This window comes from Castellaniella sp., assembly GCF_034674885.1.
Classification (GTDB): domain Bacteria; phylum Pseudomonadota; class Gammaproteobacteria; order Burkholderiales; family Burkholderiaceae_B; genus Castellaniella.
This window is the reverse complement of sequence record NZ_JAUCDS010000011.1, coordinates 72968-96369: the sequence shown is the minus strand read 5'-3', so window position 1 is coordinate 96369 and position 23402 is coordinate 72968. Positions and strand designations below refer to the sequence as shown.

The 23402-nt window shown below is 66.1% G+C and carries 18 protein-coding genes; 5 read left to right on the top strand and 13 right to left on the bottom strand.

The features are described from left to right. The first annotated feature begins 255 nt into the window (after nt 1–255). The 4 genes from VDP74_RS08490 to VDP74_RS08475 all read left to right on the top strand — a co-directional run bounded on the left by VDP74_RS08490 (nt 256) and on the right by VDP74_RS08475 (nt 3500). On the top strand, nt 256–1182 hold the full coding sequence (locus VDP74_RS08490; protein WP_322999190.1) for a c-type cytochrome: 927 nt from the start codon (nt 256–258) through the stop codon (nt 1180–1182). A 166-nt stretch (nt 1183–1348) separates the two neighbouring features. Further along, complete coding sequence (locus tag VDP74_RS08485; protein ID WP_322999189.1) at nt 1349–2326, top strand: nitronate monooxygenase; 978 nt, start codon at nt 1349–1351, stop codon at nt 2324–2326. Further along, nucleotides 2323–3054 (top strand): enoyl-CoA hydratase/isomerase family protein, encoded by a 732-nt coding sequence (locus tag VDP74_RS08480; RefSeq protein WP_322999188.1) that lies wholly within the window; start codon nt 2323–2325, stop codon nt 3052–3054. Before VDP74_RS08485 ends, VDP74_RS08480 begins: the two co-directional genes overlap by 4 nt. A 218-nt stretch (nt 3055–3272) precedes the next feature. Next, nucleotides 3273–3500 (top strand): hypothetical protein, encoded by a 228-nt coding sequence (locus tag VDP74_RS08475; RefSeq protein ID WP_322999187.1) that lies wholly within the window; start codon nt 3273–3275, stop codon nt 3498–3500. An 86-nt stretch (nt 3501–3586) separates the two neighbouring features. Here the strand turns inward: VDP74_RS08475 and VDP74_RS08470 are convergent, their stop codons facing one another. The 4 genes from VDP74_RS08470 to VDP74_RS08455 form a co-directional block, all read right to left on the bottom strand. Then, entirely contained in the window at nt 3587–5770 is a 2184-nt protein-coding gene (locus tag VDP74_RS08470; protein WP_322999186.1) for a UvrD-helicase domain-containing protein, read from the bottom strand. Between the two features lies 1 nt (nt 5771). Beyond that, nucleotides 5772–7877 (bottom strand): primosomal protein N', encoded by a 2106-nt coding sequence (locus VDP74_RS08465; protein ID WP_322999185.1) that lies wholly within the window; start codon nt 7875–7877, stop codon nt 5772–5774. A gap of 252 nt (nt 7878–8129) precedes the next feature. Continuing rightward, nucleotides 8130–9197 (bottom strand): uroporphyrinogen decarboxylase, encoded by a 1068-nt coding sequence (gene hemE / locus VDP74_RS08460; RefSeq protein WP_322999184.1) that lies wholly within the window; start codon nt 9195–9197, stop codon nt 8130–8132. A gap of 67 nt (nt 9198–9264) precedes the next feature. Beyond that, nucleotides 9265–10053 carry a helix-turn-helix domain-containing protein gene (locus VDP74_RS08455; RefSeq protein ID WP_322999183.1) on the bottom strand — a complete coding sequence of 263 codons (789 nt, stop codon included), beginning with the start codon at nt 10051–10053 and terminating at the stop codon, nt 9265–9267. A gap of 298 nt (nt 10054–10351) precedes the next feature. On the opposite strand from VDP74_RS08455, the gene VDP74_RS08450 reads away from it, so the two are divergent. Next, nucleotides 10352–11671: a sodium:alanine symporter family protein gene (locus tag VDP74_RS08450; protein ID WP_322999194.1), complete on the top strand. Its 1320-nt coding sequence runs from the start codon at nt 10352–10354 to the stop codon at nt 11669–11671. Nucleotides 11672–11725: 54 nt separating this feature from the next. Here the strand turns inward: VDP74_RS08450 and VDP74_RS08445 are convergent, their stop codons facing one another. The 9 genes from VDP74_RS08445 to VDP74_RS08405 form a co-directional block, all read right to left on the bottom strand. After that, nucleotides 11726–12757 (bottom strand): ABC transporter ATP-binding protein, encoded by a 1032-nt coding sequence (locus VDP74_RS08445; RefSeq protein WP_322999182.1) that lies wholly within the window; start codon nt 12755–12757, stop codon nt 11726–11728. After that, complete coding sequence (locus VDP74_RS08440) at nt 12754–13788, bottom strand: ABC transporter ATP-binding protein (RefSeq protein ID WP_322999181.1); 1035 nt, start codon at nt 13786–13788, stop codon at nt 12754–12756. The genes VDP74_RS08445 and VDP74_RS08440 overlap by 4 nt, the downstream gene beginning before the upstream one ends. After that, a complete protein-coding gene (gene ddpC, locus VDP74_RS08435) occupies nt 13785–14618 on the bottom strand; it encodes a D,D-dipeptide ABC transporter permease (RefSeq protein WP_322999180.1) in 834 nt (277 codons plus the stop codon). Before ddpC ends, VDP74_RS08440 begins: the two co-directional genes overlap by 4 nt. Continuing rightward, on the bottom strand, nt 14615–15637 hold the full coding sequence (locus tag VDP74_RS08430; RefSeq protein WP_322999179.1) for an ABC transporter permease: 1023 nt from the start codon (nt 15635–15637) through the stop codon (nt 14615–14617). Before VDP74_RS08430 ends, ddpC begins: the two co-directional genes overlap by 4 nt. A gap of 58 nt (nt 15638–15695) precedes the next feature. Continuing rightward, complete coding sequence (locus tag VDP74_RS08425; RefSeq protein ID WP_322999178.1) at nt 15696–17258, bottom strand: ABC transporter substrate-binding protein; 1563 nt, start codon at nt 17256–17258, stop codon at nt 15696–15698. A gap of 39 nt (nt 17259–17297) precedes the next feature. Beyond that, complete coding sequence (gene ddpX / locus VDP74_RS08420; protein ID WP_322999177.1) at nt 17298–17864, bottom strand: D-alanyl-D-alanine dipeptidase; 567 nt, start codon at nt 17862–17864, stop codon at nt 17298–17300. A 61-nt stretch (nt 17865–17925) separates the two neighbouring features. Next, complete coding sequence (gene pgi, locus VDP74_RS08415; RefSeq protein WP_322999176.1) at nt 17926–19512, bottom strand: glucose-6-phosphate isomerase; 1587 nt, start codon at nt 19510–19512, stop codon at nt 17926–17928. Between the two features lie 67 nt (nt 19513–19579). Further along, the gene (locus VDP74_RS08410) at nt 19580–20776 is read right to left on the bottom strand and encodes an acetyl-CoA C-acyltransferase (protein ID WP_322999175.1); all 1197 of its coding nucleotides are present in this window, start codon (nt 20774–20776) and stop codon (nt 19580–19582) included. An 11-nt stretch (nt 20777–20787) separates the two neighbouring features. Next, complete coding sequence (locus VDP74_RS08405; protein ID WP_322999174.1) at nt 20788–23211, bottom strand: 3-hydroxyacyl-CoA dehydrogenase/enoyl-CoA hydratase family protein; 2424 nt, start codon at nt 23209–23211, stop codon at nt 20788–20790. Between the last annotated feature and the right edge of the window lie 191 nt (nt 23212–23402).

Below are 23402 nucleotides of genomic sequence, written 5' to 3'. Positions count from 1 at the left end.
GAACCTGTATCAGAAGCTTCGGAAACTCCTATTCTATCCATTGAACTACAGGCGCCGAGGTCATCGGCATGGCTGCCGATGCAGCCCCGCATCATTGCAATACGGGGGCTCGACATTGTAGCGGGTTTATCCTATCCCTGCAGTGTACCGGGGCTGTCGCTATAATCGAAGGTTGAGGCCTGTAACAGAAACGGTCGGGCGACACGACACCGGCGGCAGGCCAATGGCCGCATTCCAATATCCCAGGAACCCAACATGAGTCTTCCAGAACACGCCGAACACGGGCACGGACACGAAAGTCCCATCAAGACACCAAAACAGCTGCTGATCACCGTCGTGCTGGCCTTCGTGATACCCATCTCGGTCATCATTCTGCTGGTCAACCTGGTGGGCTCCTCGATCCGCACGGGCTACGGTTCCGACAGCCAGACCGAAGAAGCCATCGCCAAACGCATCCAGCCCGTGGCCGGGTTCAAGCTGGTCGACGCCAACGCGCCCAAGGTCTTCAAGACCGGCGAACAGGTCTTCCAGTCCACCTGTGTCGCCTGTCACGGCTCCGGCGTGGCCGGTGCGCCGAAATTCGGCGACAAGGACGCCTGGGCGCCGTTCATCAAGCAAGGCTTCGAAGACCTGGTCAAGAACGCCATCCATGGGATCGGCGCCATGCCCCCAAAGGGCGGCAACTCCTCGCTGGATGACTTTGAAGTCGCCCGCGCCGTGGCCTACATGACCAACCATTCTGGCGCCGACTTCCCGGAACCCAAGGAACCGGCTGGCGATCAGGCCGCCGCACCTGCAGCCGCTGCAGCCGCGCCCGCCGCTGCAGCCAAGCCCGCCGAACAAAAGCCGGCCGCGCAGGCCGCCGCCCCCAAGGCGGCTGAACAACCCGCAGCGCAACCGGCCGCCGCGCCGAAGGCCGAAGCCACCCAGGCATCCGCCGGCAACACCGTGGGCGAAAAGCTCTACAAGTCCGTCTGCATCACCTGCCACTCGGTGGGCGTGGCCGGCGCGCCGAAATTCGGCGACAAGGCTTCCTGGGAACCCTTCATCAAGACCGGCCTGGACGCCATGCTGAAGAAAGCCATCTCGGGCGTGGGTGCCATGCCGCCGCGCGGGGGCTCGCAGGCCACTGACGACGAACTGAAGGCCGCCATCGAATACATGGTGGACGCCGCGAAATAAACCGCCGCGCGCCTTCTTAGGTTCCCGAACCCCCGATGCCGCTTCCGGCTCGGGGGTTTTTTCTTGTGTGGCTGGGCGAACGGCATCGCGCATCCGGGATACCCCGCATGGTTCAAACGATCGTTTGAATTAGAATAGGCGAGTTACTCTGCGGGAGACCATCCTCATGCCTCATTCCTTGGCAGCCTCGCTGCACCAGACCATGACCCTGCCGGTCATGGCCGCCCCCATGTTCATCGTGTCCAACCCGGAACTGGTGATCGCGCAATGCGCCAGCGGCATCATCGGGTCCATGCCGGCCCTGAACGCCCGGCCCCAGGAGACGCTGGACGCCTGGCTGACGCAGATCGAAGACGGCCTGGCTGCCTTGCGGGCCGCCGACCCCGACCGGCCGATCCCGCCTTATGCCATCAACCACATCATCCACCAATCCAATGACCGGCTGCAGGCCGACCTGGAAACCTGCGCCCGGCACCGCGTGCCGCTGATCATCACCAGCCTGCGGGCGCCCGGCCAGGTCGTGGATGCCGTGCACGGATGGGGTGGCAAGGTCTTTCACGACGTGACGACCCTGCGGCACGCGCAAAAGGCCATCGAAGCCGGCGTGGACGGCCTGATCCTGGTCTGCGCCGGCGCGGGCGGCCATGCCGGGACCCTGTCGCCCTTTGCCCTGCTGGGCGAGGTCCGGCGGATATTCGACGGGCCGATCTGCCTGTCGGGCGCCATCAGCCGGGGACAGGACATCCTGGCCGCGCGCGCCATGGGGGCGGATTTCGCCTATATCGGCACGCGCTTCATCGCCAGCGCCGAAGCCAATGCCCAGGCCGAATACAAACAGATGATCGTCGACACGGCCGCCGCCGACATCGTCTACACCCCCTATTTCACCGGCATCCCGGGCAACTACCTGAAACCCTGCGTGCGCAACATCGGCCTGGATCCAGACCACCTGCCCGCTGCCCAGGACACCCATTTTGGCAGCGACAGCAAAAAGGCCTGGCGCGACATCTGGGGCGCCGGCCAGGGCGTAGGCAACATCGATGCCGTGCAGCCTACCGCCGACATCGTCGCCCGTCTGCGCGATGAATACCAGCAGGCCGCCCACGCGCTACGGGACTGCTTCATCACGGAGACCTGCTCATGATTCGCCAGACCCGCGACGGCTCCACCCTGGAAATCCTGATCGACCGGCCGGAACGGCGCAACGCCCTGACCGACGCCATGTATCGCGACATCGACCGGGCGCTGCGGGACGCCGACGACGACCCGACGTGCGCCGCCGTCGTCCTGCACGGCGCGGGCGGCCACTTCACCGCCGGCAATGATCTGGCGGAATTCCAGATGCCGCATGACAGCCGCGACGTGGGCTCGATCGCTTTTCTGCACACGCTGGCCAGCGTCGATGTGCCCGTCATCGCCGCCGTACGGGGGCAGGCGGTGGGCGTTGGCGTGACCCTGCTGGCCCATTGCGATTTCGTGTATGCCGACCGCAGTGCGGTCTTTCGCCTGCCGTTCGTCTCGCTGGGCCTGTGCCCGGAGGGCGCATCCAGTTTCCTGCTGCCCCGGCTGGCGGGCTCGCGCCGTGCGGCGCAGTGGCTGCTGCAGGCGCAGCCCTTCGATGCCGACGAGGCCCTGGCCGGCCAGCTGATCAGCAGCATCCAGGACGATCCCCTGTCGGCCGCCCGGGCGTGCGCCCAGGCATTGGCGGCGCAACCTGTCCAGGCCGTGCGCGCCAGCAAGCAGTTGCTGCGAGCCCCCGAACGAGACACAGTGCATCAGGTGCTGGATGCCGAAGCCTCCGTTTTCTTCGAGCGCCTGAAAAGCGCGGAGGCCCAGGCAGCGTTTCAGCGATTCTTCGCCCGCAAGGACTGACGCCGTGTAGAAAGGCAAAGGCCGGATCTGCATGCGCCGATCCGGCCTTTGCCTTTCTGGTACGCGCGCCCGGTGGGGTGACATTGTGGTTTTCACCACACATCCATGCGTAATTTCGACCCTAGGGTAAATATTAGGGTTTACCCCTAGCTTTATCCTAGGGTTTACCCTATACTGACCTTGTTGAAAATCTGAAGCTTCTGAAACAGGAGTCAGTCATGAACTACGCCCACACCCCGAACCTGATGTCTGATGCGCTGGAACGCGCCTACGCCCATACGTTTCTGAACGAAACGCAACCTCTGTCCCTGAAAAAGGGCCTGCGCACCGCCGGTCGCGCACTGGGCCGGGGCGTCAAGGCAGTGGGTCGCGGCATCGTGGCCGTCATCAATGCCCAGGCCGAGGCACGTGCTCGCAACATGCTGTACAACCGTACGCCCTGGTAATCAGGGCCGGGGCCTGACCTGCGGGCGCGGCCCCAGCACACCGGAATATCGGACAGCCACATCGTCTTGGACGGTGTGGCTGTTTTTCATGGGCGCTTGAGCAGGTTCTTCAGGCTGCTCAGGGCGCGATCCGGGTCCATTTCAGATGCCCCTGGCACGGAACCATCTGCCTGCGCCTGCAGGCCCATCTCGGCGATGAAGCGAGAAGGTTCGCACATGGTGTCCTCGCGCCCGCGCCGCCGCTTGCGGCACCAGCTGATCTGCAAGGTGCGCTGAGCCCTGGTGATGCCGACGTACATCAGACGGCGCTCTTCCTGAATACGGCGCACCCGGGCCGCCATGGCGGCCTCGCTGACGTCACCCTCGTCATCCCCGCCGCGATGCGGCAGCAGGCCCTCTTCGACCCCGATCAGATAGACGTGCGGAAACTCCAGTCCCTTGGAGGCATGCAGGGTGGACAGCTTGACCGCATCGGGTTCCTCGTCGTCCGAGCGTTCCAGCATGGTGACCAGCGCCACGTGCTGCACCAGTTCCAGCAGGGTCATGTCGTCTTCGTCGGCCTTGCGCTTGAGCCATTCCAGCAGTTCCAGCACGTTGGCCCAGCGCGTCTGGGCCTGACGTTCGTCGAGCGTGTCATAGAGATGGCGCTCGTAGCCCATGGCGGCCAGCAGGTCGTCCAGCACCCGGGCGGCATTGTCTTCACGCAGACCGTCGATGCCGACGGCCGCACCTGACAGCCCTGCGGTCACTGCCTGCGGCGCATCGCGCGATCCTCCGGAGGCCTCGAATTCTGCGGGCGCGGGGTCCGGATCGAAGGCCAGCAGATCACCCTGGACGTCTGCGCCCGGCAAGGGCGGCACCGCACCGCCTCGCCGGGCCGCCCGGCCCTGGAAATGCTGGATCAGGTGGACAAAGCCCTGCACCGCCTCGCGCTGGCGGGCAGCGGGCAAAATGGCCTCGGTCACGTCGGCAGCGACGGTGAACAGGGATACCCCCCGCCGGGCTGCCTCGCCGCCCAGGGCCTGCAGGGTATTTTGCCCAATGCCCCGACGGGGCGTCGTGGCTGCACGGATGAAGGCGGGATCTTCGTCTTCGTTGGCGATCAGGCGCAGCCAGGCCAGCACGTCGCGGATTTCCGCCTTATCGAAAAAACTCTGGCCGCCGGACACGGTATAGGGGATGCGCAGGGTGCGCAGCGCCTGCTCCATGGTCCGGGCCTGGTGATTGCCCCGGTACAGGACAGCAAAGTCCTTCCATTGGGCCTGGCGCTCGAAACGAGCGGCCGACAGGCGCATGGCAATCGATTCCGCCTCGATCAGGTCCGAATCCATCGGGGTCACGCCAATGGGATCGCCCATCCCCAGGTCGGACCACAGGGTCTTGTCGAAGGTCTTGGGGTTGTGGCTGATCACCTGGTTGGCAGCCTGCAGGATGCGTTGCACCGAGCGATAGTTCTGTTCGAGTTTGATCAGCCTCAGGCGCGGGTAATCGCGTTCCAGCTGGGCCAGGTTTTCTACCGTGGCGCCGCGCCAGGCGTAGATGGCCTGGTCATCGTCGCCCACGGCCGTGAGCATGGCCCGGTCGCCGCACAGCAGGCGTACCAATTGGTACTGGCAGGCATTGGTGTCCTGGTATTCGTCCACCAGCAGGTACTGCACCCGCGCCTGCCAGCGCTGCCGCACGGACTCGTCATCCTGCAGCAGTTGCGCCGGCAATCGGATCAGATCGTCGAAATCGACCGATTGATAGGCCCGCAAGGTCGCCTCGTAGCTGCGGTAGACGCGCACGGCTTCCGCCTCGTCCGGCCCCTGGGCCGCCCGGGACGCGCCGTCAGGGTCCAGCTGGGCGTTCTTCCACAGGGAAATCATCTGCTGCACGGCCCGCAAGCGGGCACGGTCGGTTGTAGCCAGCAATTCCTGGATGATGCCCTGCGCATCGGTGGCATCCAGGATGGAAAACCCGCGTTTGAGCCCCAGCCCCGCATATTCCTCGCGCAAGAACCGCAGGCCCAGGGAATGGAAGGTGCCGACCGTCAGGCCACGCAGCAACCGGGGGTCGACCAGGGTGCGGACGCGTTCGTTCATTTCCCGCGCGGCCTTGTTGGTGAAGGTCAGCGCCACCACGTGACGGGCCTGGTAGCCGCATTCACGCAGCAGGTAGGCCATCTTGCGCGTGATGACGCGCGTCTTGCCACTGCCCGCGCCGGCCAGCACCAGGCAGGGGCCGTCCAGGTAGCGCACGGCTTCGTGCTGGCTGGGGTTCAGGTCCATCTCAGATTTCCTGGGGATCGATTTCGACCCCCCAGCGCACCGGCCGCCCTGCGGCCAGTGCGTCGGCCTGCGGCAGCAGGACACGCAGCAGGCCGTGCAGCGCACCACGCCCAGGGGACTCGATCAGCAACTGGGCCCGCTCGATTCGTGCCACCCGCACAACCCGCAGGGGCACGGCATCGTACAGATAGACCCCGGCCGATTCCGGCAAGCTGTCGGCCTGCGCCCGGACGGCCCGCAGGAAATCCAGCGCATCGGCCAGATGCGTCGCCTGGGCCGTCACCAGGGCCTGGCTGGAAAACGGCGGCAGGCCCAGATCCTGGCGCTCGGCCAGGGAGGATTCGGCAAAGCGCAGGTAATCGTGCCGACACAAGGCCTGATACACCTGCTGATCGGGATAGTCGGTCTGCACCAGGACCTGGGCCCCGCCGGCCCGCCGCCCCGCGCGGCCCGCCACCTGCATCAGCTGGGCGAACAGGCGTTCCGGCGCACGGAAGTCCTGGGCGAACAGCATGGCATCGGCATTGAGCACGCCCACCAGGCCCAGGCGCGCGAAGTCGTGGCCCTTGGACACCATCTGGGTGCCGACCAGGATATCGGCCCGACCGTCATGCACCTGGGCGAACAGGGCCTCGGCGCTGCCCTTGCGCCGCGTGGCGTCGGCATCGATGCGTATGATCCGCGCCTGGGGAAAGCGCTCGGCCAGGAATTCCTCGACCCTCTGCGTGCCCCGGCCCATGGGCTGCAGATCCTGGTCGCCGCAATCCGGGCAGGCGCGCGGCACGGGTTGGGCATCGCCACAGTGGTGGCATTGCAGCACGGCCCGACGCCCGGCCACCCGATGCAGCACCGTATGCGCGGTACAGCGGCGGCACTGGCTGACCCAGCCGCAGGACGAACAGCGCAGCACCGGGGCATAACCGCGCCGATTCAGGAACACCAGGCTTTGCTCGCCCTGTTCCAGCCGCGCCTCCAGCGCCTGCAGCAGCTGCGGCGTGAAACCCTGTTCCAGCTGCGCCCGGCGCGTATCGACCAGCAGGATGTCGGGCAGCGGCTGGGCCTGGGCGCGTTCCGGCAGGGATACCAGCCGGTAATCCCCGCGCTGGGCGCGACGCCAGGTTTCCAGGGACGGGGTCGCCGACCCCAGCACCACGGGAATCCCCAGGTCATGCCCGCGCCAGACGGCCAGGTCGCGCGCCGAATAGCGCAGGCCATCCTGCTGTTTGTACGAGGCGTCGTGCTCTTCGTCCACCACGATCAGACCCAGGCGCGGCAGGGGCGTCATCAGCGCCAGGCGGGTGCCCAGCAGCAGGGAAGCCTGTCCTCGGGATGCCCGCAGCCAGGCGCGCAACCGATCGCCATCGGACAGGCGGCTGTGCAACACGGCCAGATCGCCGGCCGCCGAGCACAGGCGCGCCCTGACGACCTGTTCCAGCTGCGGGGTGAGATTGATTTCCGGCACCAGAATCAGCACCTGCCGCCCCTGATCCAGCACCTGGCGGGCCAGCCGCAGATACAGTTCGGTCTTGCCGCTGCCCGTCACGCCATGCAGGAGCGCCACCCCGCGCCCAGCCGACAGCAGGGTCTGCAGCTGATCCAGGGCGGCTTGCTGACCGGCGGTCAGCATGACCGGATCGACCGCCGATCCATTGCCCGGTCCCGCCCGCAGAGCGCCCGCACCCGGTCTCCGATCCGCCCTGCAGACCGGGCCGCCCGCCGCGCGAGCCCCGGTATAGGCGGCGGGTTTGCGCAAGGGCGGCGGCAATACCGGCAGCAGCACCTCGCCCAGGGGGCGGTGATAGTACTGCGCGGCAAAGTCCGCCAGCCGCAGCCAGTCGGCCGGCATGGGCGGCAGATCATCCAGAACGGCCTCGATGGGGCGCACGCGGTCGGCAGACACCCCGGGATGATCCCGAACGGCCCAGACCATGCCGATCATGGCTCGGCGACCGAACACCACCCGCACCCGCACCCCGGGCGCGACGGGAACGTCGTGGGAATAATCGAACAGCCCTGGCAAAGGGACGTCCAGCGCGACTGCCAGGTAGACCGGCGACGTGGATCCGCCAGGTTGGCCCAGATGCGGGGAGTCGGGCTGATCAAGCATGAGGATGAATTTTCCCAGCCTGTGGATAACTTTGTGGAGAAAACGGGAACAAACGGATCAACACCAGTTCCCTGCGCGAGTCAAGACTTATCAAAATAATGGTATTTATTAGTTTTGTCTTTTATATCAATAGTTTATGAATGAAACCCAGAGTCATTCCAGGAATATCGGTGTTAACCCCGATCCGAAAAAAATTGTGCATAAGCACAAAAGTCAAGCGCCCCGGGCCCCCAGGCCCAGGGAGGCTTGCCGTCAGACGTGATAGGCACGGCTGGCGGTGTGGACCTCGTCGATCAGGGACAGGACGGCCTCTGGCGGCGTGAACTGCGAAATGCCGTGCCCCAGATTGAACACATGCCCGCCCGACCCGACCTTGCCGAAATCCGCCAGCACGCGGCGGACCTCGGTGCGGATGCCGGCGTCGCCGCCAAACAGCGCCATGGGGTCGAGGTTGCCCTGCAAAGCGACGCGGTCGTCGACGGCGCGCCGCGCCGTCGACAGCCGAGCGGTCCAGTCCAGCCCCACGGCATCGCAGCCGCTGGCGGCGATATCCTGGATCCATTGGCCGCCGCCCTTTGTGAAGACGATGAGGGGAATGCGCTGCCCATCATGTTCGCGCAGCAGGCCATCGACCACCTGGCGCGTGTAGTACAGGGAAAACTGCTGGAACAGGCCATCCGCCAGCACGCCCCCCCAGCTGTCGAACACCATGATGGCCTGGGCGCCCGCGCGGATCTGGGCATTCAGGTACGCCTGAACCGTCTGGGCATTGACGTCCAGGATGCGGTGCAGCAAATCGGGGCGCTGATACAGCAAGGTCTTGATTTGCCGGTAGTCGGTGCTGCCCTGGCCTTCGACCATGTAACAGGCCAGGGTCCAGGGGCTGCCGGAAAACCCGATCAGGGGGACGTCGCCGTTCAGTTCCCGGCGAATCAGGGACACGGCGTCGAAGACATAGCGCAGACGGTCCATATCGGGCACTTGCAGGGTGGCAATCGCGGCTTCGTCGCGCAGGGGGCGCTCGAAGCGCGGCCCCTCGCCCGTCACGAACTGCAGGCCCAGGCCCATGGCATCGGGCACGGTGAGGATGTCGGAAAAGAGAATGGCGGCATCCAGCGCGAAGCGACGCAATGGCTGCAGCGTGACTTCACAGGCGTATTCCGGGTTCTGGGCCAAGCCCATGAAAGAACCCGCCTGGGCACGGGTCTGCCGGTATTCCGGCAGGTAGCGCCCTGCCTGGCGCATCATCCAGACCGGGGTATAGGGCACGGGCTGGCGCAACAGCGCACGCAGAAACACATCATTTTTCAACTGGATCACGTCGGGCTTCCTGTGGACGGTCGCGTGATTCACGCGAGAGCGGCTTGATCGGGGGGAATCCTGGATTTTACCCGGCCTGGGCACGGGAAGGGTCGGCGTCCGGATCCGTGCGGTACGGGGTGGGATCGATGTCGTGCTTGCGCATCAGCGCCCAGAACGCACGGCGGTGTTTCTGGGCCATGCGGGCTGCCAAGGTCACGTTGCCGCCATGACGGCCCAGTGCCGCGCGGATGTAGGCCCGCTCGAAGCGGGCGACTACCTGGCTTTTGGCATCGCGGAAGGAGTCCCGCGACGTCGCCCGCTGCATCGCCAGCGCCACGGCATAGGCTTCCAGTTCGGCCCCCGAGCGATCCAGGATGGTCTCGCACAGATCGGCTTCGGTGGGCCCCTGGCTGGCCGGAGTCAACGCCCCGACGATCGCCCGACTGCCGTAGACGGGTTCGGGTTCAGCCACGCAGGCGGGCGCCAGCCGCCCCAGGGCGCCTTCCAGCCGGGCGCGGAGCTCTTCGGGGCAGAAGGGGGGCCGCAGGAAATCGGACGCCCCCAGCGCGATCAGGTCGTGCACGGCCTGGGCCCGCAAGCCGACCGCATAAACCAGCAGCACCGCCGGCAACCGACCGGCACGCGCCGCCAGTGCGGTACGCCACGATGGCAGCGAGGATTCGTCGGCATACAGCAGGCCGGCATCGTAGCGGCCATGCGCCAGGGCAGGATCATCAAACAGTGTGCCGATCACCGTGTGATGCTGCTGCAGGGTATGCAGGTGCAGGCGCCCGCCCAGGTGGGATCCTTGGAGGGCCTGAACCCAGCAGGGCTGTTCCAGGGTCAACAAAGCGCAATCCAGTCGTTCTCGCATACCAGGCCTCTTTGGTGGCTGCGGGGCTGTGGTCTGACTGCCGTCACCCCGCCGGAACATCAGAATAGAAAGGCCTGCCGCCCCCGCCTAGTCGCAAAACTACGTTAGGGTTAACCCTATTTTTACCTTAATAAGGGCATTTTTGGAATTTATCACTGGATTCAGTGGATTTTCAGGAATATTCACTGAAACCCTGGTGTTAGCATGGCGCCAATTTTATTCGGGAAGCAGGAGACAACCCTTGGAAGCTCTGAATACTTTCGTCAACGACATCAACGGCCTGGTCTGGGGCCCCCCCATGCTGGTGCTGATCCTGGGCACAGGATTTTTCCTGATGATCCTGTTGAAGTTCATGCCGCTGCGGCGCATTGGCACGGGCTTTGCCATGATCTGGCGCGGCCGCCGCCGCGGCGATGCCTCTACCGGTGAAATCAGCCCCTTCGAGGCCCTGATGACCTGCCTGGCCGCCACGGTCGGGACGGGCAACATCGCCGGCGTGGCCACCGCCATCGCCGTCGGCGGTCCCGGCGCCCTGTTCTGGATGTGGTGCACGGCCCTGGTCGGGATGGCAACCAAATACGCGGAAGTGGTCGTCGCCGTCCACTTCCGCGAGAAAGACTCGCGCGGCGAACACGCCGGCGGCCCCATGTACGCCATCAAGAACGGCCTGGGCCGCAAATGGCTCTGGCTGGGCTTTGCCTTTGCGATCTTCGGCGGCTTTGCCGGCTTTGGCATCGGCAACATGGTCCAGGTCAACAGCATGGCGCTGGCCCTGGAATCCACCTTCTCGGTGCCCACCTGGATCACCGGCGTGGTCACCATGATCCTGATCGGCCTGGTCATCCTGGGCGGCATCAAGCGCATCGGCGCAGTCGCTGCATCCCTGGTGCCCTTCATGTGCGTGGCCTACGTGCTGGCTGGCCTGGTCGTCCTGGGCATCAATGCCGAACGCATCCCCGAGGCCCTGGACCTGATCTTCACGCACGCCTTCTCGCCGGTCGCCGCCACGGGCGGCTTTGCAGGCGCTGCCGTCATGGCTGCGATCCGCTTCGGTGTGGCTCGCGGCATCTTCTCCAACGAAGCCGGCCTGGGTTCGGCCGGTATCGCCCAGGCTGCGGGCACCACCAGCAATGCGGTGGAATCCGGCCTGATCGGCATGATGGGTACCTTCATCGACACCATCATCATCTGCAGCATCACGGGCCTGGCCATCGTGTGCTCGGGCGTCTGGACCAGTGGTGCAAGCGGTGCCGCCCTGTCGGCCGCCGCCTTCGAAGTGTCCATGCCAGGCATCGGCGGCATCATCCTGACCGTCGCGCTGGTGATCTTTGCCTTCACCACCATCCTGGGCTGGAGCTACTACGGCGAAAAATGCTGGGAATTCCTGCTGGGCTCGAAATCCACGCTACCCTACCGCATCGTCTGGGTGGTCGCCATCCCGTTTGGCGCCATCACGCAACTGGACTTCGCCTGGCTGCTGGCCGACACTCTGAACGGCCTGATGGCCCTGCCCAACCTGGCCTCGCTGCTTCTGCTCAGCCCGGTGATCGTGAAGCTGACGCGGGACTATTTCAAGAACCGCGCCCCGATCGGTGAGCTGAGCGCGCAGACGAAATAAGCCGCTCTCGACGCATCACCTTCGCCACGGCAGCCCCACGCTGCCGTGGCTTTTTCATTCCGGACGGCGAGGCGAGCGCTGCGCGACATGGCAGCGAAACAGATGCTGGGGCGCATCCGCGTCATGCAGCAGCGGCTGCGGCAATTCGCATCCCCGTGTCGCCCACGGGCAGCGTTCCCGGAAAAAACAGCCGACAGGCAAGGTGCGATTGCCCGGCAATTCCACAGGCGCGGCGGGCGCATCGTCCACCCAGGGCCGATCCAGGCGCGGCACCGCGTCCAGCAGCTCTCGGGTATACGGATGCCGGGGCGATTCCAGCACGTCGCGGGCAGCTCCCTGCTCGACGATCTGGCCTAGATACATGACGGCAATCCGGTCGCACAGATGGCGCACGACGGACACATTGTGCGAGATCAGCACGTACGTCAACCCATGGCGGCGGCGCAGGTCCTGCAGCAGATTCAGGATCTGCGCCTGCACCGAGATGTCCAGCGCCGAGGTCGGCTCATCCAGCACGATCACGTCGGGATCGGAGGACAGGGCGCGGGCGATTGCAATGCGCTGACGCTGGCCGCCGGAAAACTCATGCACGTAGCGATCCAGCGTCTCGGGTCGTAGACCCACCTGCGCGGCCAGTTCCGCCGAGCGGGCGCGCAAGGCCGCCCTGCCCTGCCATAAGGCCGACTCTGGCGCGGCGGCACGCCGCCCCCGGACGACGACCGGCTCGACGATCACCTTCCAGGCCGGCAGGCGCGGATCCAGCGAAGACTGAGGGTCCTGGAAAACGATCTGGACATTGGCCGGCCGGCCATCATCGCGAGGCTGGCGCTGCACGCTGCCTTCGGTGGGCGGCAACAGCCCCATCAGCACCTGGGCCAGCGTGCTTTTGCCACAACCGGATTCTCCCACGATGCCGAAGGCCTCGCCACGCAGGATCCGCAGATCGACGCCATTGAGCGCATGAGCCGATTGCACGACACGGCCGCGCCAATCGCGCGCCATGGGGAAACGCACGCGGACATCCCGAAGATCCAGCACCGCGCTCTGGGGCGGCCGATCCGTGCCGGCAGGGCGGATGATCGTCATGTCCGCCCCTCGATCGCATCCGATGGCGCCAGGGGGTGCCAGCACGCCAGCCGACGCCTGTCCGGCGCCTCATTGCCAGCAGGAGCGGCGGCGTCCAGGGGCAACAAGGCCGGCCGCTGGCGACAGACGTCATCCGCGTATGTGCAACGATCGAAAAACGGGCAGCCCGTGGGCGGATGGCGCATGTCCGGCACCTGCCCCGGAATGGCCGCCAGATCCGCGCCCGGCGGCGCGCCCTCCGGCAGGCCTTCGAGCAGGCCTCGCGTGTAGGGATGGCGCGGATCGCGCAGCACCTGCCGGGTGGGGCCCTGCTCGACCACGGTGCCCGCGTACATCACGTACACACGGTCGCACAACTGGGATACGACGGCCATGTCGTGCGTGATGAACAGGATGGCGGTGCCGCGCTCGCGCGCATGGTGGCGCAGCAGTTGCAGGACCTGGCGCTGCACGGTGACGTCCAGCGCCGTCGTGGGTTCGTCGGCGATCAGCAGATCCGGATCGCAGGAAAAGGCCATGGCCACCATGACGCGCTGGCGCATGCCGCCCGACAGCTCGAACGGATAGGCACGCAGCACCTGGGCCGGATCAGGAATCATCATGTCGCGCAACAGGGATTGCGCCTGGGTCAGGGCATCGCTGCGGCTGATGCGGCGATGCACGCGCAAGACCCCGGACATCTGCTCGCCGACCCGCTGCGTAGGATTCAACGCAGTCATGGGCTCCTGAAAGATCATGGCCGCCCGGCGACCGCGCCATTGGCGCACGAGTGGTTCGGGCGCAGCCAGCACATCGTCGCCCCCCAGGCGCAGGCTGCCCTCCGTAACCCGATACGCACCGGGCGGCAGCAGCCGCAGGGCTGCCATGGCCGTCACGGATTTGCCGGAACCGGATTCGCCCACGATGCCGACGATCTCTCCGGGCATGACGCGCAGGCTGACGCCATTGAGCGCGCGGACAGATCCGCCGAAGACCGGGAATTCCAGGGACAGGCTGCGCACGTCCAGGACAGGGGTGGTATCCGGGCTCATTTCACCCTCGACTTCGGATCGAGCAGGTCACGCACGCCATCGCCCACCAGATTGCAGGCCAGGGCCGTCACCAGGATGGCGCAGCCCGGCGTCACGGTATACCACCACTGATCCAGCAGGAAGTTGCGGCCCGTGGCCACCATGGCCCCCCATTCCGCCGTGGGCTGCTGAGCCCCCAGACCGATGAACCCCAGCGCCGCCGCCATCAGGATCGCGCCGCCCACATCCAGCGTGGCCTGGACCACGATGGGCGAGGCTGCATTGCGCACCACGTGCCAGCGCACCACATGACGCCGGCTGGCGCCGAAGGTCCAGGCGGCCTGCACATAGGCCATCTCGCGGATGCTGAGCGTCTGGCCGCGCGCCAGGCGCACGTAGAAAGGGATACGTACCAGCGTGATGGCCAGCATGGCGTTGAACAGGCTGGGTCCCAGGGCGGCGGCCAGCGCCATGATCAGCACCAGCGACGGGACCGACAGCACGACATCCATGGACCGCATGATCAGGCCGTCGAGGCGACCGCCCAGGATGCCGGAAAAACAGCCGATGATCGCACCTACCACGCTGGCACAGCCCGCCACGAACAGCCCCACCCCGATGGACTGCTGCCCGCCATACAGGACCCGGCTGAATATATCGCGCCCGACCTCGTCAGTGCCGAACCAGTGCTGAGCGGAAGGCGCCGCCAGGCGCTGAACCAGATTGATCTGTTCCGGGTCGTAAGGCGCCACCCAGCCGGCCAGGCCGACCGCCAGGCCGACCGCCAGCAGGATCAACAGGCCCAGGAACATCAAGGGGCTGCGGCGCAGCTGATACCAGAAGTACGTCATCCGATCCCCCGGATGCGCGGATCCAGCCGCCGATACAGCAGGTCGACCAGCAGATTCAGCACGACGTAAGCAAAGGACACCACGACGGCAAAGCCCATCACAGCCGGAAAGTCCAGCGCCTGGATCGAATCCACCACATAGGCCCCCATGCCCGGCCAGCCGAAGACCGTTTCCGTCAGGACTGCGCCATACAGCAGGTCTCCCAGGGCGAGTCCCAGGACGGTGACGGAGGGAATCAGGGCGTTGGGCAAGGCATGGCGCAGCACCACGGCCCAGGGCGACAGGCCATAGGCCCGCGCCGTGCGTACGTAGTCCTCGTTGAGCTGTTCCAGCATGGAGGAACGCACCTGGCGAGCCACCACCCCCAGATGGACGAAACCCAGGGTCACGGCGGGCAGCAGCATGTGCTGCAGCGCGCTGCGCCACACCGGCCAGTCACCGGCCAGGGCGGCGTCGATCAGGTACAGGCCGGTGACGCCGGGCGGCGGAACCATGCCCTGGTCGATGCGCCCGCCCCCCGGCAACCAGCCCAGTTTTCCATAGAAGATGACGATCAGGCCCAGGCCCAGCCAGAACGCCGGGGTGGAAATGCCGGCCACGGCCAGCGTCCGCGCCACGTGATCCGCCAGGCGATTGCGATAGACGGCGGACAGCACCCCCAGGGGGATGCCCAGCGCCGTCGCCAGCAGCAGGGCTACCAGGGCCAGTTCCAGTGTCGCCGGAAAGAAGGCCGCGATATCCTGCAGCACGGGGCGATGCGTGCGGATGGATGTGCCCAGGTCGCCTTGCAGCAGCTGCCCCATGTAGCGCAGGTATTGCTGCGGCAGGGGCAGATCCAGCCCCAGCTGGCTGCGGATATGCGCGACGATTTCCGGCGTGGCCCGGTCTCCCGCCACCAGACGGGCCGGATCGCCAGGCACCAGATGGGAAATGATGAAGGTGATGAGGGACACCCCCACCACCACCCACACCAGGCTGAGCAGTCGCCGGCCCACGACCGGCAGCCACGCCCCATTCATGCCCGAGTCCCTTCGGGTCCCGGCCCATCAGCGGCCGGAGCGACGAACGGACTGCCCATCATTTCTTCATGTCGGCAACGTTGAAGACGCGCTCCAGCATGGGATTGAACACGAAACCCTGCACATTGGCCGCCAGGCCGGCCTGGTAGTTCTTCTGGTACAGATAGGCATAGGCCGCGTCCTTGACGACCTGTTCCTGGACTTTTTTATACAGGGCCACCCGCTGGGCCTGATCGCTGAGGGTAGCAGCCTCGCGCAGCCAGCCGTCGACCTGCGGGTTGGAATAGAAGGACCGGTTGCCCGCCAGGCCCTTTTTGTCCGAATCGAACCAGTAGCTGGTGAACATATAGGGGTCGGCGAAGTCCGGGCTCCAGTTGCCGATGGAAATGTCGAAATTGCCCTGGCCCAGGTTTTCACGCAGGGTGGCGTTGGCCAGTTTTTCGAGTTTGACCGGGACGCCGACCGCCGTCAGATTGGCCTGCACGGTCAGGGCGATGGGTTCCCAGGCGGGATCCTGGGTGGAATAGCGCAGCAGCACCGGCGTCTTGACGCCACCGGCCTTGGCCACCAGGGCCTTGGCGGCAGCCACGTCCTGTTTAGGCTGCGGCAGATCGGCATCGTGGCCCCACATGCCCTCGGGGATCGGGCCGCGCATCTGCTTGGCCTGTCCCATCATGATGCCGTCGACGATGCCCTTGTAGTCCAGCGCATCCACGACCGCATGGCGCAGATCGGCGCTTTGCAGCGGGCCTTTGGCGTTGTTCAGGTACAGGTAGGTGACGCGCAGCGACGGGAATTCCGCTACGTGCACGGCCTTGTCTTTTTTCAGGGCCTGCAGCTGATCGACCGGCAGTTCCTCGGCCACGTCCAGGTCGCCCTTTTGCAGTTGCAGGCGGCGGGCGGAGGATTCGGGCACGATCTTGACCACGAACTTATCCAGGGTGGGCTTTTTCGAGCCGGCATAATGGGGATTGCGTTCCAGCGTCAGGGCCTGGCCTTTTTGCCAGGACACCAGCTGGTAGGGCCCGGACCCTGCCGTGTGGCCGGACAGCCAGGCATCGGCATCCGGGCGCTGCATGGCGGCCGGATTGACGATGGATGCGCCATTGTTGGCCAAGGTATACAGGAACGGCGCGAACGGCTTTTTCAGGGTGAAGCGCACGGTCTTGGCATCCACCGCGTCGATCTGCATGTCGGCGGGGAAGGCTTCGGATGGGCCCTGTTTTTTAGCCAGCAACCGTTCAAAGGACAGTTTCACGGCCTGGGCATCCACGGGAGTGCCATCGGCAAACTGCTGGCCGCCGTTCAGGGTGAAGGTCCACACCAGATTATCGGGCGATGCCGTCCAGCTGGCTGCCAGGTCGCCCTCGACCTCGGTCGAGCCTTTGCCATCGATCTGCTTGTAGCGCATCAGGCGCTGATAGGCCGGATAGGTGACGGTCCAGTCGTTGTTGTCGATCGTGACTGCCGGGTCCAGCGTCTGGGGGTCGGCGGGCTTGCCGATGACCAGGGTGTCGGCCGGCGTGGCCGCTACCGCCCCGCCTGTCATGGCCAAGGCGCCGATGCCCATCAGGGTTGCCATCACGGCCCGGCGCACGCCGGTCTGAATCATGGATTGCATGTGTGTCTCCGTCCATCAAACAAGTAGCTGCGGGTCTTCTTAATGTGTGTGGTACACCTGGACCATATCGCTCTCCGGCAGTAACGCATATTCCTGCGCATTCGGCAATTCGTAGTGCCACCATTCGGTGGGAATCGAACGAAAGCCGGCCTGCAGCATGATGCCCAGCAGCAGGTGGCGGTTGCGCTGGGCCTCGGGCGGCACATCGTCGCGATCGTGGTGGGACTGGTCGCGCATGTCATCAAAGCCCGTACCCATGTCCAGCGGCTGCCCGCCGATTTCCAGCAGGCCCACGTCCACGGCCACCCCGCGCGTGTGGTTGGACCCCAGGGCGGCATCGGCCACGTAGCGCGGATCAGGCAGGGCCTTCCAGAACACGGCCTGCGCCGCCGCTGGCCGATAGGCATCGTAGACGACCAGTTCCAGACCAGCCCGGCGAGCTGCCTGCGCGGCGCGGCGCAGGCAATCCGCCGCTGCCGGACGCAGGGCGCAGCGGGCCCCCGGGGCATAGATGGGACGCCCGACCAGATTGTCCGCCGTCGCATACACCAGCGAAATCTGCACGCCATCGGCAGGCGTCAATTCAATCAGGTCTGTCATGGCCATCCCGTATCCGTATCCGTGTGTTCCATCGTCACTGCACTGTACCGGAAACCGCAGGCGGGCATCAGCCGCGCAACTGCCGGATCCAGTGGCAGGTCGAGACGTCGTGCGCATCGGCCTGGGCGACCGTGCCAGAGGCGGGGGCCAGCGCCTGCACAATACCGCGCGCCAGGACCTTGCCGTATTCCACGCCCCACTGGTCGAAGGGGTCGATACCCCAGATGACACCCTGGGTAAAGACACGGTGTTCGTACAGCGCCAGCAGCGCGCCCAGAGAATAGGGCGACAGGCGCGGCAGGACGATCAGATGGTTGGGGCGCCCGCCCGGATGCGCGCGGTGCGGCGCCAGCCAGTCGGCCTGCTCGGGTGACAGTCCTTCGGCCAGGCATTCGGCGCGCGCCTGGGCCAGAGTCTTGCCGCGCATCAGGGCCTCGCGCTGGGCCAGGCAGTTGGCCAGCAGCTGGCGATGGTGCTGCGCCCAATGGTGGTCGGCCTGACTGCACAGGATGAAATCCACCGGGGCGCCATCGCTGCCCTGGTGCATCCATTGGAAGAACGTATGCTGGGCGTCCGTGCCGGGCATGCCCCAGACGGCGGGGCCAGTGGGCACCCCGACCGGCCGGCCGGCCTGATCGACGGATTTCCCCAGAGACTCCATATCCAGCTGCTGCACATAGGGCACCAGGTTCGCCAGCCGCGAATCATAGGGCGCGATGTTCAGGGACCCCTGCCCCAGGATGCTGCGATTGACGATGCCGGCCAGCGCCATGCGCACCGGGGCATTGGCCGACAGGGGCGCCTGGGCGAAATGCGTATCCATGGCCGCAGCCCCCATGCGCAGCCCCGCCAGCACGTCCGCCCCCACCGACAGGGCGGTGGTCAGGCTGACAGCGGACCAGACGGAAAACCGGCCACCGACCCAATCCCACAGGCGAAAGATCTGCGTATCCGGAATGCCCCAGGCGCGGGCGCGCTCGGGCTGGGCAGTGACCGCCGCCATGTGCTCGGCCGGGTCCAGCCCCGCAGCCAACAGCCATTCCCGCGCTCGCGCCCCGTTTTCCAGCGTTTCGGACGTGGTGAACGATTTGGACACCAGAACGACCAGCGTGTCGCGCGGGTCCAGCCCTGCCAGACCGCCTTCGATGGCGTGGCCGTCGATATTGGCAACGAAACGCACGTCGCGCCAGGTGCCGGCATATCCGAAGGCGGACACAGCCAGGCGCACTCCCCAATCCGAACCACCGATGCCCACATGCACGATATGGCGCCAACGGCGTTCGGCGTCCGCCCGGCGCACCCAGGCATCCATGCGTTCGCGTTCGGCCTGCACATCCGCCGGTGCCGTGGGCGCCCGCAGCACCGTATGCCAGGCGGCGCGGTTTTCCGTGACATTGACGGTCTCGCCGGCCAACAGTCGCCGGCGCTGTTCCCCGAACCCGCGCGCCCGCAACAGGGCCTCGCCCGCCGCCAGCAGATCGCTGGAATGACGCTGGCCGCTGGCGTCCAGCGTCAGGCCCGGAGCCTCGACCAGATCCAGGCCATCGGTCTGCGACGGACAGGTCTGCGCCGCCACGACAAAGCGCTTCCATTCGGGCAATTCGGTCAGAGGCGCGAGCACGTCGGTCGGCACGGGCAAGGGGGCTTGTGTCATGGGTGAAAGTATAGAGGCAAGCCTGCCGCCTACGGTGTCTGGATGCGTTGCGATCTTTGCCAGACGATCAGCAGCGTTCGTAGATCCCTGCTGCGCCCATGCCCGTGCCCACGCACATGGTCACCATGCCGTACTGCAGATTGCGGCGGCGCATGGCGTGGATGGTCGTGGCCGAACGGATCGCACCGGTCGCGCCCAGGGGATGGCCCAAGGCGATGGCGCCGCCCATGGGATTGACGACATCTTCGTTCAGGCCCAGGTCGCGGATGACGGCCAGGGACTGGGCAGCGAAGGCCTCGTTCAGTTCGATCCAGCCCATCTGGTCCAGCGTCAGGCCAGCCTTCTGCAGGGCGGCCGGTATGGCTTCCTTGGGCCCGATACCCATGATGTCGGGCGGCACGCCGCGCACGGCAAAGGACACGAAGCGCGCCAGTGGCGTCAGATTGTGTTCCTTCAGGGCGCGTTCCGACACCACCAGCAAGGCGCCAGCGCCATCGGAAGTCTGCGAGCTGTTGCCCGCCGTCACGCTGCCCTTGGCGGCGAACACCGGACGCAGGCGCGCCAGGGCTTCCAGGCTGGTGTCGGCGCGCGGACCTTCGTCCAGGGACACCATGTGGCGGGTTTCGCGGACTTCGCCCGTGGCCAGGTCCGGCACGCGACGGACGATTTCCACCGGCAGCATTTCGTCGGTGAATTCACCGGCCTGCTGCGCCGCCAGAGCGCGCTGGTGCGAACGCAGGGCGAAGGCGTCCTGGTCCTCACGGGAAACATCCCAGCGCTCGGCGACCTGTTCAGCCGTCGCACCCATGCCGTAGGCAATGCCGATGTTGTCGTCGTTCAGGTAGACATCGGGGCTGAAGGAGGTGTTGATGCCCATGGTAGGCACCAGGCTCATGGATTCAGTGCCGCAGGCCAGCATCACATCGGCCTCGCCCACGCGGATGCGGTCGGCCGCCATGGCCACGGCCGTCAGGCCAGAGGCGCAGAAGCGGTTGACCGTGACACCGGCCACGGACTGCGGCAACCCTGCCAGCAGCACGCCGACCCGCGCGACGTTCAGCCCCTGGGGGCCTTCGGGAATGGCGCAGCCGACGATGGCGTCCTCGATGGCGGCCGGGTCCAGGTTGGGGGCCTGGGCCAGCACGCCCCGGATGGCCTTGGCCAGCAGGTCATCGGGCCGAGTGTGGGAATACATGCCGCGCGGGGCCTTGCCGATGGGCGTGCGCGTCGCAGCGACGATATAAGCTTGTTGCAGGGCGGTCATCGAAGGTCTCCTTAGTTGCGGACGGGCTTGCCGGTCTGCAGCAGCCCGGCAATACGCTCTTGTGTCTTGGGGTTGGCGAGCAGGCCCAGGAAGGCCTGCCGTTCCAGTTTCAGCATCCAGGCCTCGTCTACCAGACTGCCGGGATCGACGTCCCCGCCGCAGATGGCGGTCGCCACTTCCAGGCCGATGTGGAAGTCGTAGTCGCTGATGTAGCCGCCCACGTGCATGTTCACCAGCTGGGCCCGCAAGGTGGCGATGGCGTCGCGTCCGGCCACCGGGAACCGCGCCGCCAGCGGCGGACGGTAGCCCTGTTCGGCCAGGTTGGCGGCTTCGCGCACGGCCACGTACAGCAGCTCGTGGCGGTTCATGACCACGGGATCGGAATCGCGCAGATAGCCGATCTCGCGGGCCTCCAGGGCGGACTTCGACACGCGGGCAGTCGCCACGGACAGCACGAAGTTCTTCACGTAGGCCAGCAGCGGCGCATCCGGCGCCGACTGGGCCTGGATCTCTGCGGCGCGGCGGGCGCTGTAGGTGATGCCGCCTGCGCCCGGCACCAGGCCGATACCGACTTCCACCAGACCGATGTAGGTTTCCAGGTGCGCCACGCGGCGGGCGCAATGCACGGACAGTTCGCAGCCGCCGCCCAGCGCCAGGCCTGCCACGGCAGCCACCACCGGCACCTGGGCATAGCGCACGCGCAGTACCATGTCCTGCATTTCCTTCTGGATGGGCTCGACGGCCTTGACGCCACCCGTCATGAAGGCCGGCAGCATGGCCTTCAGATCGGCGCCGGCCGAGAATGGGTCTTCCAGCTGGCCGATGACCAGGGCCTTGTAGCCTTGCTCGGCCAGATCCACCGCATGCACCACGCCGCGCACCACGTCGGGGCTGAGGGTGTGCATCTTGGTCTTGAAGGACGCGATGAGCACGTCCTGCGGGTGCGGGGCGGGCAGCGTCCAGCACAGGATCGCATCGTTCTCATAGACGACGGCGGGCGAGATCGCCAGCCCCTCGCCCACCAGGCGCGGCGCGCCGATCTGGCGCTGGTAGACCGGCAGCGCGCTGCGCGGCACGTAGGTGTTCCCGGCGGGGCTGAAGGAGCCTTCCGGCGTATGCACGGCCTGCTTGTCCCAGACCGGGCCACTGGTGGCCCAGGCGGGCAGCGGCGCGGACGACAGGGTCTTGCCGGCGGCGATGTCCTCGTTGATCCAGCCGGCGACGCGCTGCCAGCCGGCGGCCTGCCAGATTTCAAAGGGGCCGAAACTGTGGCCGAAACCCCATTTCATGGCCTGGTCCAGTTCGCGCGCGCTGTCGGCGATGTCGCCCAGGTGCACGGCGCTGTAGTGGAAAGTGTCGCGCAACACCGCCCAGACGAACTGCGCCTGCGGGTGGTCGGAATCGTGCAGCGCCTGCAGGCGTTTGGCAGGATCGCGTTCCTTCAGGATTTCCTTGACCTCGTCGTCGGCCTTCTCGCCCGAGGGCACGTATTCGCCGGCCTTGGGGTCCAGGCGCAGGATCTGCCTGCCTTCTTTTTTAAAGAAGCCTGCCTTGGTCTTCTGGCCCAGGGCGCCCTTCTCGATCAGGCCGGCCAGCACGGGCGGGATCACGAACTGCGCATGGAAGGGATCATCGGGCAGCTGATCCTTCATGGTGTTGATGACGTGCGCCAGGGTGTCCAGGCCGACCACGTCCGCCGTGCGGTAGGTGCCGGACTTGGCGCGGCCCAGACGGGTGCCGGTCAAATCGTCCACCAGTTCGTACGGCAGATCGAAGGCCTGGGTGTGATGAAAGACAGACAGGATGCCGAACACCCCGATGCGGTTACCGATGAAGTTGGGCGTGTCCTTCGCGCGGACGACGCCCTTGCCCAGCTGCGACACCAGGAAGGTTTCCAGGTGGTCCAGCAGCGCCGGCTCGGTCGCAGCAGTGGGGATGAGTTCCACCAGCGGCATGTAGCGCGGCGGATTGAAGAAGTGCACGCCGCAGAAGCGGTGGCGCAGGATCTCCGGCAAGGCTTCGGACAGAGACGTGATCGACAGGCCGGATGTATTGCTGGCGACGATGGCATGCGGGTTCAGGGCCGGGGCCAGCTTGTGATACAGGTCGCGTTTCCAATCCAGGCGCTCGGCGATGGCCTCGATGACCACGTCGCAATCAGCCAGCAGATGCAGGTCCTCGTCGTAGTTGGCCGGGGTGATCAGATCGGCAAGCCGATCCACGCCCAGGGGCGCGGGATTCAGCTTCTTCAGCTGGGCGAGGGCGCGACTCACGATGGCGTTCTTGCCGCCCTGGCCGTCGTCCTTTGCCAGGTCGAACAGCACCACCGGCACGCCGGCATTGACGCAATGGGCGGCAATCTGCGCGCCCATGACCCCGGCGCCGCACACCGCCACGCGGCGGATGAACAGGGGGGCGGACTGACTGGTTTGCATGATATGGTGTCCTCTCACAATGATGGAAGGTCCCGGATGGGTGGCTCCCTGGCATGTCGGCCCCGGAAGCCGGGTGCTCCTGGCATCCTCTGGTCCTGGGGATCCTCCGATCCCGCGCCGCAAGCCGATTTCTCGATTGTCGCTGATTTGCAGCCAAAATTCAAACGATCGTTTGAATTAATGCACGAGCA

Coding starts and splice junctions, on each gene's coding strand:
- VDP74_RS08490 (WP_322999190.1), top strand. CDS start 256: ATGAGTCTTCCAGAACACGCCGAACACGGGCACGGACACGAAAGTCCC.
- VDP74_RS08485 (WP_322999189.1), top strand. CDS start 1,349: ATGCCTCATTCCTTGGCAGCCTCGCTGCACCAGACCATGACCCTGCCG.
- VDP74_RS08480 (WP_322999188.1), top strand. CDS start 2,323: ATGATTCGCCAGACCCGCGACGGCTCCACCCTGGAAATCCTGATCGAC.
- VDP74_RS08475 (WP_322999187.1), top strand. CDS start 3,273: ATGAACTACGCCCACACCCCGAACCTGATGTCTGATGCGCTGGAACGC.
- VDP74_RS08470 (WP_322999186.1), bottom strand. CDS start 5,770: ATGGACCTGAACCCCAGCCAGCACGAAGCCGTGCGCTACCTGGACGGC.
- VDP74_RS08465 (WP_322999185.1), bottom strand. CDS start 7,877: ATGCTTGATCAGCCCGACTCCCCGCATCTGGGCCAACCTGGCGGATCC.
- VDP74_RS08455 (WP_322999183.1), bottom strand. CDS start 10,053: ATGCGAGAACGACTGGATTGCGCTTTGTTGACCCTGGAACAGCCCTGC.
- VDP74_RS08450 (WP_322999194.1), top strand. CDS start 10,352: ATGCTGGTGCTGATCCTGGGCACAGGATTTTTCCTGATGATCCTGTTG.
- VDP74_RS08445 (WP_322999182.1), bottom strand. CDS start 12,757: ATGACGATCATCCGCCCTGCCGGCACGGATCGGCCGCCCCAGAGCGCG.
- VDP74_RS08440 (WP_322999181.1), bottom strand. CDS start 13,788: ATGAGCCCGGATACCACCCCTGTCCTGGACGTGCGCAGCCTGTCCCTG.
- ddpC (WP_322999180.1), bottom strand. CDS start 14,618: ATGACGTACTTCTGGTATCAGCTGCGCCGCAGCCCCTTGATGTTCCTG.
- VDP74_RS08430 (WP_322999179.1), bottom strand. CDS start 15,637: ATGAATGGGGCGTGGCTGCCGGTCGTGGGCCGGCGACTGCTCAGCCTG.
- VDP74_RS08425 (WP_322999178.1), bottom strand. CDS start 17,258: ATGCAATCCATGATTCAGACCGGCGTGCGCCGGGCCGTGATGGCAACC.
- ddpX (WP_322999177.1), bottom strand. CDS start 17,864: ATGGCCATGACAGACCTGATTGAATTGACGCCTGCCGATGGCGTGCAG.
- pgi (WP_322999176.1), bottom strand. CDS start 19,512: ATGACACAAGCCCCCTTGCCCGTGCCGACCGACGTGCTCGCGCCTCTG.
- VDP74_RS08410 (WP_322999175.1), bottom strand. CDS start 20,776: ATGACCGCCCTGCAACAAGCTTATATCGTCGCTGCGACGCGCACGCCC.
- VDP74_RS08405 (WP_322999174.1), bottom strand. CDS start 23,211: ATGCAAACCAGTCAGTCCGCCCCCCTGTTCATCCGCCGCGTGGCGGTG.